The 12733-nt window shown below is 63.2% G+C and carries 11 protein-coding genes and 1 pseudogene; 9 read left to right on the top strand and 3 right to left on the bottom strand.

What is annotated here, in order from left to right; genetic code table 11:
• Positions 1-9 precede the first annotated feature (9 nt).
• Positions 10-105: pseudogene (locus QX071_RS34105) on the top strand (NAD(P)-dependent oxidoreductase); the annotation flags it as partial.
• Here QX071_RS34105 and QX071_RS21560 read toward each other — a convergent pair.
• Positions 98-1021, bottom strand: coding sequence for an NAD(P)-dependent oxidoreductase (locus QX071_RS21560; RefSeq protein ID WP_315704686.1), 924 nt, complete (start codon positions 1019-1021; stop codon positions 98-100). The pseudogene QX071_RS34105 and the gene QX071_RS21560 overlap by 8 nt on opposite strands.
• Before the next feature lie 179 nt (positions 1022-1200).
• On the opposite strand from QX071_RS21560, the gene QX071_RS21555 reads away from it, so the two are divergent.
• On the top strand, positions 1201-1584 hold the full coding sequence (locus tag QX071_RS21555; protein ID WP_315704685.1) for a carboxymuconolactone decarboxylase family protein: 384 nt from the start codon (positions 1201-1203) through the stop codon (positions 1582-1584).
• A 588-nt stretch (positions 1585-2172) separates the two neighbouring features.
• Here the strand turns inward: QX071_RS21555 and QX071_RS21545 are convergent.
• A complete protein-coding gene (locus QX071_RS21545; RefSeq protein WP_315704683.1) occupies positions 2173-3027 on the bottom strand; it encodes a xanthine dehydrogenase in 855 nt (284 codons plus the stop codon).
• A gap of 500 nt (positions 3028-3527) precedes the next feature.
• Between QX071_RS21545 and QX071_RS21540 the strand changes: the two genes are divergently transcribed.
• The 7 genes from QX071_RS21540 (at position 3528) to QX071_RS21510 (ending at position 11860) form a co-directional block, all read left to right on the top strand.
• Positions 3528-4388: an SDR family NAD(P)-dependent oxidoreductase gene (locus tag QX071_RS21540; protein WP_409997624.1), complete on the top strand. Its 861-nt coding sequence runs from the start codon at positions 3528-3530 to the stop codon at positions 4386-4388.
• Between the two features lie 298 nt (positions 4389-4686).
• The gene (gene nifA / locus QX071_RS21535) at positions 4687-6426 is read left to right on the top strand and encodes a nif-specific transcriptional activator NifA (protein ID WP_315704682.1); all 1740 of its coding nucleotides are present in this window, start codon (positions 4687-4689) and stop codon (positions 6424-6426) included.
• Positions 6427-6740: 314 nt separating this feature from the next.
• Positions 6741-6935, top strand: a complete 195-nt coding sequence (locus QX071_RS21530) for a 4Fe-4S dicluster domain-containing protein (protein ID WP_008961670.1) — start codon at positions 6741-6743, stop codon at positions 6933-6935.
• 39 nt (positions 6936-6974) lie between these two features.
• Entirely contained in the window at positions 6975-8486 is a 1512-nt protein-coding gene (gene sufB / locus QX071_RS21525; protein ID WP_315704681.1) for a Fe-S cluster assembly protein SufB, read from the top strand.
• 36 nt (positions 8487-8522) lie between these two features.
• Positions 8523-9284 (top strand): Fe-S cluster assembly ATPase SufC, encoded by a 762-nt coding sequence (sufC, locus tag QX071_RS21520; protein WP_315704680.1) that lies wholly within the window; start codon positions 8523-8525, stop codon positions 9282-9284.
• 5 nt (positions 9285-9289) lie between these two features.
• Positions 9290-10615, top strand: a complete 1326-nt coding sequence (gene sufD, locus QX071_RS21515; protein ID WP_315704679.1) for a Fe-S cluster assembly protein SufD — start codon at positions 9290-9292, stop codon at positions 10613-10615.
• Between the two features lie 3 nt (positions 10616-10618).
• On the top strand, positions 10619-11860 hold the full coding sequence (locus QX071_RS21510; protein WP_315704678.1) for a cysteine desulfurase: 1242 nt from the start codon (positions 10619-10621) through the stop codon (positions 11858-11860).
• Between the two features lie 174 nt (positions 11861-12034).
• Here QX071_RS21510 and QX071_RS21505 read toward each other — a convergent pair whose 3' ends face one another.
• The gene (locus tag QX071_RS21505; RefSeq protein ID WP_315704677.1) at positions 12035-12493 is read right to left on the bottom strand and encodes a SufE family protein; all 459 of its coding nucleotides are present in this window, start codon (positions 12491-12493) and stop codon (positions 12035-12037) included.
• Positions 12494-12733: the final 240 nt, after the last annotated feature.

Genomic DNA, 12733 nt, shown 5'->3' with positions numbered 1-12733 from the left:
GGCGGAGGTGAGGTCGCCACCGCCTGTGTGATGCTCGCCGATCCGCTCTCCAGCTACACCTCGGGGACGACGGTCGCGGTGACCGGCGGCAAGCCGTTCATTTGAGTGCCGCGCTCTTGTCTCGCATCTCGACGCCGGCCCATTCCTCGACCACGCGCGCGATCGAGGTGAAGTCGGAGGTCGGGCCGTATTTGGCGTTGGTGATCGCCAGCATCTGGCGGACCACCGCGCCGCACACCATCGGCACGCCCATGGCTTCCGCTTCGTCCAGGCACAGCCGCACGTCCTTGTAGGACAGTCCGGTGGCGAAGCCGAAATCGAACGTGCCGGGCAGGACCGACCGCGGAAACTTGTCTTGGGAGGCGCTGTTGCGGCCGGTGCTGGCATTGATGATGTCGATCAGCACCTTGGCATCGAGCCCGCCCTTCACGCCCATCGCCACAGCTTCAGACGTGATCACGAGCGCGGCCGCCGCCATCAGATTGTTGGCGAGCTTCGCGGTCTGTCCGAGTCCCGCCGTCTCGCCGGCATGAAACAGCCGGCCGAAATTCGCTAAGATCGGTTCGATGACATCGTAGGTGGGCCGCGGGCAGGACACCATGACGGCGAGCGTGCCGTTCACGGCGCCCTTGATGCCGCCGCTGACGGGTGCATCGACGAGCGTGATCGCCTTCGCCCGCAGCCCTTCGGCGATCTGCCTGGCCGCACTGGGACCGGTGGTCGACAGATCGATCATGATGCGGGACCGCGTACCCGCGACTACTCCGTCCGGGCCCAGCGCGACGGCCCTGACGATGTCGGGCGTGGGCAGGCTGGTCAGCACGATATCCGCCGAGGAGGCGACCTCCGCCGGAGAGGCTGCGCCTTGCGCGCCACGCGCAAGCAGCGGCGCCATCGCCTCAGGCCGGGTGTCGTAGACGCAAAGCTTATAACCGGCGTCGAGCAGTCTGCCCGCCATCGGGCCGCCCATGCGGCCGGTTCCGACAAATCCGATCACCTGGCTCGCGGCATCGCCTGCCATCGTTCACTCCCCGTTATTTTGCCCCGCGTCGTTCGGCGGGAGCGTTCTTGTTGGTTTGGCGCAGGTAGCGAAGTGGCCAGATTGTCGGCTAACCTGCAAGTGTGGGATTTCGCACATGCGCCATGTCTTACGCGCTGCGCAGGCGCGTCATCTCCGTTCAACCATGACAAGGATACATCATGAGCAAGAGCCCGCTGTTCGAAGAAGGTCTCAAGGTGCGCAAGGAGGTGCTCGGAGAGGACTACGTCAACAAATCCATCGCCGGCGCGGACGAGTTCACCCGTACCATGGCGGAATGGTCGACCGAGTTCTGCTGGGGCGCATTGTGGACCCGCCCGGGACTGGACCGGCGCACCCGCAGCATCATCAATCTGGCCATGCTTGGCGCGCTCGGCCGTCCGCACGAACTCAAGCTTCACGTCAAGGGCGCAATCAAGAACGGCCTGACCAAGGACGAAATCAAGGAAGTGCTGCTGCAGGTCGCAGTCTATTGCGGGGTGCCGGCCGGCATCGACGCGTTCCGCAATGCCCGCGAGGCCTTCAAGGAACTTGAAGGTTCATGAGATCGCAAGCTGTGTGCAAGGGGCCGGCGGAACGACCATGTTCGGCTGTCCACTCTGTGTCCTGCGTGCAGTTTTCGCCTGTCTTTCTTCAAGGATGCTCTTGACCGAGCGCGAGCAGAGTCCGCATTGGACGACGCATCCCAGACAGTCATAGACCTGAGCCGGTGAGCCGAACGCGACATCGGCCGTGGTCACGATGTCGCGGATCGCGCGGTCGCTGATGACATTGCAAGAGCAGATGATCATGGTGTCTTGGCTCGCTTCTGCAAGCCATAAGCAACAACGGTGCCAATCGGAGAAGCGGTGGAACAGTGGCCAGGAGGAAGACGTCTCGCTCCGATGCAATCAGGTGCCTTGCAGTGACAGGCAGAACGATCGCCTATGGCCCAAACTGGACCGGGCCTCATGGTTCGAGACGTGCCGCAAGCGGCGTTCCTCACCATGAGGGGCTGTCATTTTTGCCCCAAACCAAGCCCTCGTCTTCGACTGCCTGGCAGCGAACGGAGAGCAGTCCAGAATGATGCGTTACCTTCTGCCGGCCTCATCGCGACGCGCCTCAGCGCCACGTGGTTCTCTGCGCGATCCGCATCAGTCCGTCTTGGCCGGCGCGGCGAGATCGTGCGCTGTGTCGACGGCGTGCTCCGCCGCATGCTGCTGGGCGACGGCGAGCGTCGCTGCCGCGATCGCCTGTCCGCGATCGTCGATCCCGGTCCATTGCGCATGTCGGCCGCGCGGATCAATCTCCAGAAGCTTGATGCCTGCGGGCACGTCGCTGCCGTCGCGGACGATGCCGCGCAGAACGCCGTCATACGGCGCGACAAGGGCGGTACCGGACAAGTGGCCGACGACGAAACCCTTGTAGATGCGCGTGCCGATTTCGACCGGCGTGTGCCAGCGGCCTTCATAAGGCGAGTAGACGAAACGCTCGGCGCCCACGCCACCCAACCGCGGCGGCACGCCGTCGGCCGCGGCCGTCCAGCCCTCACGCACGATCAGGCCGCTTTGCCCGGGCTTGGTTTCAATCGCGACATCGCAGTTGGCCGAGGGCGAGAACCCCGGTCCCAATCCGATCGAGAAACGGGTGATCCCCCTGAGGTCCGGAGTGATGTTGCGCCGCTGCATGCGCGCATCCACGAGCAGGTTGATCTCGCCCACTGGGAGCAAGTCGAGGAGACCAAGCCAAGTGACGAGGACGTGCCGCGGCGCGCGCAGTGCCTTGAAGACATCCATGCTGCCCTCGATGCGCTCGCCGATCACATTTTCGACCCGCGCGAAATCCGCAAACAGCGCATCGTGGAACGCCATCTTGCGGCGCATGACGGGCGGATTGGGATCGTGCGAGAGCACCACGCAGTAGCCTGCGCGATGCAGATGGACGGCGATCGCCGATGCAATTTCGTTCGTGCCGAGAATGACGGCGAGCCTGACGGCGCTCAATCCCATCGAAAAAAGGCCCTGCAGCGTTCAGCGTCTGGCCGGCCGGACAGACGGCGGCAGTGTTGTTGGAAAGTTGGTTGTGAGAACTTGATTGTCAGAATGAGAGCAAGAGTTGGACCAGCTCCGTGGAGCTCGGAGAATGTGCCTTACGTCAATGGGTTATGCGAATTGCCGCCACGACGGCGTCGCTCTTGATGTCTGAAACCGGCCAAGCTGTCGTGAATCCGACAGCGATGGCTGCTCGCGCGTGTTCCGGCGCCGACATTCACTCGTGCTCAGAGCTGCGCTTCGGTGGCGCGAAAGCGCAGGAGCTAAGCGACTGTTATGAGTAGGTGTTGAGGATTGGATGTTCGTTTTCGAAGTTCCAGCGGCTGTTCGCGAAGCTCAAGCTCACCGCACCAGCTTCGTCTTTTGCTGGCCCAAATCCTGCAACACTACCACAAGACCACCGAGCAGCCTCTCAGGGGCGAGGATCGGTCGCCTGGAGCGCAAAACCGGGAGCGCGTGTGAGTCTCGATCTCGAACAAGGCGAACGACAAGCCGAAGCTGAGCCTGGTTCGGCTGCTTTGCTATGTCCGTTCCATGGCGCCGCGTCTGTCGGCGCGGGGGCCCGGCAAGAGCAGAAGACGCAAGAGCAGAAGACGATGGTGCTGACCGGCGGCTCACGCGGGATCGGGCACGCCACCGCGAAATTGTTTTCGGACGCCGGCTGGCGGATCATCACCTGCTCGCGACAGCCGTTCGACGGCGGGCGCTGTCCGTGGGATGCAGGCCCCGACAATCACGTCCAGGTCGACCTGAGTGACCGCCAGGCGGTGCCGCGTGCCATCGCCGATATCAAGGCGCGCTTGGCGGGTGCCTCGTTGCATGCATTGATCAACAATGCCGCGATCTCGCCCAAGGCGACGGACGGCTCCCGGCTCGATTCGCTTTCGACCTCGGTCGAGGCCTGGATGACCGTCTTTCACGTGAATTTTCTCGGGCCGATTTTGCTCGCCCGCGGGCTGTTCGAGGAACTCAAGCTCGGGCAGGGCGCGGTGGTCAACGTGACCTCGATCGTCGGCTCTCGTGTCCACCCCTTCGCCGGCACGGCCTACGCCACTTCGAAGGCGGCGCTCGCCTGTCTCACCCGCGAAATGGCTCACGACTTTGCGCCGCATGGCATTCGCGTCAACGCGATCGCGCCGGGAGAAATCAAGACCGAGATGGTGTCGCCGGAGACCGAGGCGCGGTTTTCGCCGCTGATCCCGATGCGCCGGATCGGCCTGCCGGACGAAGTCGCCAAGGTGATCTTCTTTCTCTGTTCCGATGCCGCCAGCTACGTGACCGGCGAGGAAATTCAGATCAACGGGGGGCAGCATCTTTAGTCGCAGCTGCGAACCATTCTGAATTCCGCGAAGGACCGGCACGACAATCCGATCGAGACCATCGGCCGCCTTTATTGCTCGGCAATGATGCGCTGCGGCCGAGGCTGCAGCCCTGCGCCCGCTCGAACTATTAATGCCCTGATAGCTTTGCGACTTTTCTGGTCGGTATCTGCCCACTCATTCTACGGCAGTGCAGCAAAGTTAGGCACGACAATCAGTTGCGGATGAGAGAGGATGTTAGAACATCTACAAAATCGGGCGATCCGAAGGAAGCGTCCGTGACGATAGAGATGCGACCATGATCCAATCGGAAGCACTTAAGGTCGAAGCTCAAGACGCGCGGTCCAATGCAGCTCCCATCCCGCTGAGCGAGATCGCGCTGACCGGCATCTTCGAGATCTCGAAAATCCTGGCCGCGCCGACCCGGCTTGAAATCACCCTCGCCAATGTCGTCAACCTGCTGCAGTCGTTCATGCAGATGCGTCATGGTGTGGTGTCGCTGCTGGCTGATGACGGTATCCCCGACATCGCGGTGGGGGCAGGCTGGAGCGAAGGCAGCGATCAGCGCTACCGCGAACGCCTGCCGCAGAAAGCCCTCGATCAAATCGTCGCTACGGCGGTGCCGCTGATCGCCGAGAACGTCGCCGACCATCCGGCCTTCGGCGAAGCCGACGTGACCATCCTCGGGGCCGGCTCCGACGTGCGCGTGTCGTTTCTCGGTGTTCCGATCCGGATCGACCAGAAGGTGGTGGGTACGCTGACCATCGACCGGGTCTGGGACGGCCGATCGATCTTTCGTCTCGACGCCGACGTGCGCTTCCTGACAATGGTTGCGAACCTGATCGGCCAGACCATCAAGCTGCATTGCGTGGTGGCGCGCGACCGCGAGCGGCTGATGGCTGAAAGCCACCGGCTGCAGAAAGAGCTGTCGGAACTGAAGCCTGCGCCGAAGGACCGCAAGAAGGTCCTGGTCGATGGGATCGTCGGAGACAGTCCGGCGCTGCGTGCCCTGCTCGAGAAGATCAACGTGGTGGCCAAGTCGAACGCGCCGGTCTTGCTGCGCGGCGAGTCCGGTACCGGCAAGGAATTGGTCGCGAAGGCCATTCATGAGCTGTCGAGCCGAGCCAAGCGCCCCTTCATCAAGATCAATTGCGCGGCGCTGCCGGAGACCGTGCTGGAATCCGAATTGTTCGGACATGAGAAGGGCGCGTTCACCGGCGCGATCAACTCACGCAAAGGCCGCTTCGAGCTGGCCGACAAGGGCACCTTGTTCCTCGACGAAATCGGCGAGATCTCGCCGGCGTTCCAGGCCAAGCTGTTGCGCGTGCTGCAGGAGCAGGAGTTCGAGCGGGTCGGCGGCAACCAGACCATCAAGGTCGATGTGCGCATCGTCACCGCGACCAACCGCAATCTGGAAGAGGCCGTGTCGCGCAACGAATTTCGCGCCGACCTCTATTACCGGATCAGCGTCGTGCCGATCAAGCTGCCGCCCCTGCGCGAGCGGCGCAGCGACATTCCCCAGCTGGCGCGCGAGTTCCTGCGACGCTTCAATTGCGAGAACGAGCGCGACCTGAACTTCGACGTCAGCGCCATCGATGTGCTGATGCATTGCGGCTTCCCCGGCAATGTTCGCGAGCTCGAGAACTGCGTGCAGCGGACCGCGACCATGGCGGCAGGCCCTTCGATCGTGATGGATGATTTCGCCTGCAGCCGAAACGAATGCATGTCGGCGATCCTGTGGAAGGGCAACACCGTGACCCCGCCACCGCCCCGTGCGCAGCCGATGGTGCCGTTGCCGATTCTGCCGCGTGCGACCGCGCCGGTCGAAGTCACGGCGCCGACAGTGCCCATGGACGGCATCGATGGCGAGACCATCGAGATGGTGGGCGAAGGAGCGGGGCTCGAGCGCGACCGCATCGTCCAGGCGATGGAGCGTTCGGGCTGGGTGCAGGCGAAGGCCGCGCGGTTGCTCGGCCTGACGCCGCGCCAAATCGGCTACGCGCTGAAGAAGCACAACATCGAGGTCAAGCGGTTCTGATCCGCGCTGGCACGAGCGCGTGCCACGCGCGTCGTCGGCGTTCCCGACTTGCTCCAGAGATTCACGCGCCAGCTTGCGTTGGCGCGTGATTTTTTTGCGCACCAAGTTACGCAGATCCGACATCGTACCAGAGTTGTTGGCCGCGAATGACTGCGCTGTCGGACTTGCGACATGTCGGGAGCGCGACAGCTTGGCGGCTCCGAAGTAATCAGGAATAACCTTGCGATATCAGACGTATGGCGTCTGGCATGCGGCTTGAAAGACCTCTTCGCGAATGACGTCGTCCGATGTCGCAAAATCGCGGAGAGCGGTTCATGGCCTACAAGATCATCGCGTCGCAATGCACGGTCTGCGGTGCCTGCGAGTTCGAATGTCCGAACGCAGCCATCCGGCTGAAGAACGACATGTACATCATCGATCCCAAGAAGTGCACCGAATGCGAAGGTCACTTCGACGCGCCGCAATGCGCCGCGGTCTGTCCGGTCCCAGATACCTGCGTGCCGGCCTGACGCAAGCGGAGTGACGAGGGAAAAGAGGCGGAGTGACGCATGGCAGCCGTTCAGGAGACGATCGATCGGGTCAAGGACATCGATGTCGATCAGTATCGGTACGGATTTGAGACCGTCATCGAGTCGGAGAAGGCCCCCAAGGGGCTTTCGGAAGACACCATCCGCTTCATTTCGGGCAAGAAGAATGAGCCGGCGTGGATGCTGCAATGGCGGCTGGACGCCTATCGGCGCTGGCTGACCATGGAGGAGCCGACCTGGGCGCGCGTCGGCTATCCCAAGATCGACTATCAGGATCTCTATTACTACGCCGCGCCGAAGCCGAAGAAGCAGGTCGCCTCCCTCGACGAGATCGATCCGGAGATCCTGAAGACCTATGAGAAGCTCGGCATTCCCTTGCGCGAGGTCGAGATTCTCGAAGGTGTGCAGCCGTCGGCCGCCGGCGATGGTGAGAGTGAGCCGGCGGCGCCGCGCAGCAAGATCGCGGTCGATGCCGTTTTCGATTCGGTTTCCGTGGCCACGACCTTCAAGGAAGAGCTGAAGAAGGCGGGCGTGATCTTCATGCCGATCTCGGAAGCGATCCGCGAATACCCCGAGCTGGTGCAGAAGTATCTCGGCAGCGTGGTGCCGACCTCGGACAATTATTTTGCCACGCTCAATTCGGCGGTGTTTTCGGATGGCTCGTTCGTCTACGTGCCCGAGGGCGTGCGTTGCCCGATGGAGCTTTCGACCTATTTCCGCATCAACGAACGCAACACCGGGCAGTTCGAGCGTACGCTGATCATCGCCGACAAGGGCGCGTATGTGAGTTATCTCGAAGGCTGCACTGCGCCGCAGCGCGACGAGAACCAGCTGCATGCGGCGGTGGTCGAGCTGGTCGCGCTCGACGACGCCGAGATCAAATATTCGACGGTGCAGAACTGGTATCCGGGCAATGCCGAAGGCGTCGGCGGCATCTATAATTTCGTCACCAAGCGCGGCGATTGCCGTGGCCCGAATTCCAAGATTTCCTGGACGCAGGTCGAGACCGGATCGGCGATCACCTGGAAATATCCGAGCTGCATTTTGCGCGGCGACAATTCGCGCGGCGAGTTCTACTCGATCGCGATTTCCAACGGCTTCCAGCAGGTCGATAGCGGCACCAAGATGATCCATCTCGGCAAGAACACGTCGAGCCGGATCATCTCCAAGGGCATCGCGGCGGGCAAGTCGCAGAACACCTATCGCGGCCTGGTGACGGCCCATCGCAAGGCTAGCGGCGCGCGCAACTTCACCGCCTGCGATTCGCTGCTGATCGGCGACAAATGCGGCGCGCACACCGTTCCCTATATCGAAGCCAAGAACTCCTCTGCCGTGTTCGAGCACGAGGCGACGACCTCGAAGATCTCCGAGGACGTGCTGTTCTACTGCGTCCAGCGCGGCTTGAGCCAGGAAGAGGCGGTCGGGCTGGTCGTCAACGGCTTCGTCAAGGACGTGCTGCAGCAGCTCCCGATGGAGTTCGCGGTCGAAGCGCAGAAGCTGATCTCGATCTCGCTCGAAGGCTCGGTCGGATAGGCCGCCACGCGGCAAGGTGAAAAGAAGGAGTGTTCGATGACGGCCCTGCTCGAAATCAAGGGACTCCACGCCGAGATCGCCGGTGGGCGGAAGATCATCCAGGGGCTGGATCTCACCGTGAACAAGGGCGAGATCCACGCCATCATGGGGCCGAACGGCGCTGGCAAGTCGACGCTCTCTTATGTGCTCGCCGGCAAGCCCGGCTACGAGGTGACCGCGGGCGAGGTATATCTCAACGGCGAGGACCTGCTGGCGATGGCGCCGGATGAGCGGGCCGCCAAGGGCGTCTTCCTCGCATTCCAATATCCGCTGGAAATTCCCGGTGTGGCGACGCTGACCTTCCTGCGCGCGGCCTTCAATGCCCAGCGCAAGGCGCGCGGCGAGGAGGAGCTATCGTCGCCCGATCTGCTCAAGCGGGTGCGCGAGGTCGCCAAGACGCTCAACATCGATGCCGATATGCTGAAGCGGCCGCTCAATGTCGGCTTCTCCGGCGGTGAGAAGAAGCGCAACGAGACGCTGCAGATGGCACTGCTGCAGCCGCAGCTCTGCGTGCTCGACGAGACCGATTCCGGCCTCGACATCGACGCGCTGAAGGTGGTGGCGAACGGCGTCAATGCGCTGCGCTCGGCCGAGCGCGGCATGATCGTGATCACCCATTATCAGCGGCTGCTCGACTACATCGTGCCCGATATCGTGCACGTTTTCGCAGCCGGTCGCATCGTCCGCACCGGTGACAAGGAACTGGCCCGGGAGCTCGAGGCGACCGGCTATGCGCAATATCAGAGCGAAGCGGCATAACGACCATGGGCATTGCCATCCGCAAGACCAAGGCCGAGTTGGGACTGGCCGACCTCTACCAGACCGCGCGCAAGTTTTTGCCGGGTGGCGAGGAGATCACCGCGGTCCGCTCCGCCGCCTTCGACCGCTTCAATGCCGTCGGCCTGCCGCATCGGCGAATCGAGGCCTGGAAATATACCGATCTGCGCGGGCAGATGAAGGAAGCCAAGCGGCTCGCCTCGCTCCCGGATGACGCGGCCAAGGCCAAGGCTCGCGAGGTGCAGGACCTGTTCGCCGGTGTGGGCTTCCGCCGCCTGATGATCGTCGATGGCGCATTCGTTCCGGAACTATCCGATCTTGCCGATCTCGAAACCGGTCTCACCATTCACGCGATGGCGGATGCCTTGGCATCCGACCAGCCGCTGCTGTCGCAGCGGCTCGGCGCCGTCGTTCCCGAGGACGATCCGGCGCTGGCGTTGAACGCGGCGCTGGCCGGCAACGGCGTCGTGATCTGTGTTGCTCCCGGAGCTGCGCTGGCGCGGCCGATCCATGTGGCGTTCGTGACGACCAATTGGGTGGCGACCTCGATGTTTACCCGCTCGCTGGTCAATGTCGGCAGCGGGGCCAGCGCGACCATCGTCGAGACACATCAGGGGCCGGATGGCTCGGACTACCAGGTCAACACCGCGATGCAACTCGTCGTCGGCGATGAGGCACGTGTCGACCATATCAAGGTGACGCGCGAGGGGGATGGCGCGTTGCATGTCGCTTCGCTGCTGGCGAATGTCGGGGCGCGGGCATGCTTCAACCAGCTCGGCTTCGTGCTCGGTGGCGCGGTTGTCCGCAATCAGCTGTTCCTGCGGCTGGCGGGCGAGGGCACGATCGTCGACATCAAGGGCGCGAGCCTGCTCAAAGGCACGCAGCACGCCGATACGACCTTGGCGATCGACCATGCCGCGGCGGAGTGCCAGAGCCGTGAGACTTTCAAGGCGGTCGTCGGCGACCGTGCGCGGGCCGTGTTCCAAGGCAAGATCACGGTCAGCCCGGGTGCGCAGAAGACCGATGCCAAGATGATGTCGCGCGCGTTGCTGCTGTCCGATGAGGCCGAGGCCGACAGCAAGCCGGAGCTCGAGATCTTCGCCGATGACGTGCAGTGCGGCCACGGCACCACGACCGGTGCCATCGACGAGGAGCTGCGCTTCTATCTGATGGCGCGCGGCATCCCCGAGAAGGAGGCGGAGGCGCTGCTGATCCAGGCCTTCGTCGGCGAAATCATCGAGGGGGCGGCCGACGAGCAGGTGCGGAACGCCCTGACCGACGTGATGTTGGGCTGGCTTGGGCGACGGGAGTAGGCGATGCATGCGGCGGTGAACGGAGACAGCTACGACATCAGCCGCATCCGCGAGGATTTTCCGATTTTAGGCCTGCAGGTGCACGGCAAGCCGCTCGTCTATCTCGACAATGCCGCTTCGGCGCAGAAGCCGAAGGCGGTGCTTGAGCGGATGAACCAGGTCTACACGTCAGAATACGCCAACGTGCATCGCGGGCTGCATTACCTCGCCAACGCCGCGACCGAGGCTTATGAAGGCGCGCGTGCCAAGGTCGCCGCGTTTCTGAATGCCGCAAGTCCCGAGGAGATCATCTTCACCCGGGGGGCGACCGAAGCGGTGAACCTGGTCGCGCAGACGTTCGGACGCGAGCGGATCGGCCCGGGCGACGAGATCGTGCTCTCGATCATGGAGCACCATGCCAACATCATCCCTTGGCATTTCCTGCGGGAACGGCAGGGCGCGGTGCTGAAATGGGCGCCCGTCGACGATGACGGCAACTTCCTGATCGATGAGTTCGAGAAGCTGTTGACCCCGCGCACCAAGATGGTGGCGATCACCCAGATGTCGAACGTGCTGGGGACGGTGGTGCCGGTCAAGCAGGTGATCCAGATCGCGCATGCGCGCGGCATCCCGGTGCTGGTCGACGGCTCGCAGGGCGCCGTGCATCTCGAGGTCGACGTCCGCGATCTTGATGCGGATTTCTACTGCATCACCGGCCACAAGATCTACGGGCCGACCGGAATCGGCGCGCTCTACGGCAAACGCGAGCTTTTGGCGGCAATGCCGCCGTTCAACGGCGGTGGCGAGATGATCCGTGAGGTCAGCCGGGACTGGGTGACCTATGGCGACCCACCGCATCGATTCGAGGCCGGCACGCCGCCGATCGTCGAGGCCGCAGGCCTCGGCGCTGCCATCGACTACGTCGCCTCGATCGGCAAGCAGCGGATAGCAGCGCATGAGCGCGATCTCGTCACTTACGCGACCGAGCAGCTGCGCGAGATCAATTCGCTGCGCATCATCGGAAATGCAGCCGACAAGGGCGCCATCGTCTCATTCGAGATGCAGGGCGCGCATGCGCATGATTTTGCGACCGTGATCGATCGCTCGGGTGTGGCCGTCCGCGCCGGCACCCATTGCGCCATGCCGCTCCTGGAACGGTTCGGCGTGACCGCGACGTGCCGGGCGTCGTTTGCGATGTACAACACCCGCGATGAGGTCGACGCGCTGGTGCGCGCGCTGAAGAAGGCGCAGGAATTCTTTTCCTGAATGATGAAGGCTGCCGCTTTCGACTTGCGCGATCGGCGCACGTATCGTTTGACAAGCTGAGATAGTCGCCGCGGCTCATTGCGAGCGAAGCGAAGCAATCCGGTCTATCCACCCGGAAATGCCTGGATTGCTTCGGCGCAAGAGCGCCTCGCAATGACGGAACCCTCGTATGATCTAAGCCCCCGCCAGCGCCGCCTGTGCGTCGGTCTTGATGCGGGAGACCATCGAGCGGAAGCCGTTGGAACGCTGCGGGGTCAGATGCTCGCGCAGGCCGAGCTTCTCGAACAGCGCGACCGGATCGGCGCTCAGGATCTCCGACGCCGAGCGCCCCGAGACCATCGCGAGCAGGATCGCGACCAGCCCGCGGACGATATGGGCATCGCTGTCGCCGACGAAATCGAGCACCGGTCCGTCCGGGCTGCGCTGCACGGCGGTCGCAAGCCACACCTGGCTGGTGCAGCCTTGCACCTTGTTGGCATCGCTGCGCTCGGCATCGGATAGCGGAATGAGCCCGCGGCCGAGCTCGATCACGTAGCGGTAGCGATCGTCCCAATCGTCCAGCAGCGAGAAGTTTTCGATGATGTCCTCGATATCGGGCAGGCTGGCGGCGGCAGTCTGGGCCATCTTGAGCATCGCAATCTCCTCGTCATCGCTTCATGCCGAGGCAAGCAAACTCCATACCGTGTGCGGAGCCGAGACCGGGTTGGATGCGCGGCCGCTCTCGACGGGCTGGTGCCGAAACGGCTCAAACGCACCGCCAGACGCTGTTGTGTCGTTTCGGACAGCGCGCTTCCGGCGCGTCGGGTGAGGGCCTTCGATGTCGGGTTTGCAACAACCTGTTTCGCACCCGAAGTAATTTCGCATCTCCTTATA

Source organism: Bradyrhizobium sp. SZCCHNS1022, assembly GCF_032484835.1.
GTDB lineage: Bacteria > Pseudomonadota > Alphaproteobacteria > Rhizobiales > Xanthobacteraceae > Bradyrhizobium.
This window is presented reverse-complemented; position numbering and strand designations above follow the sequence as displayed.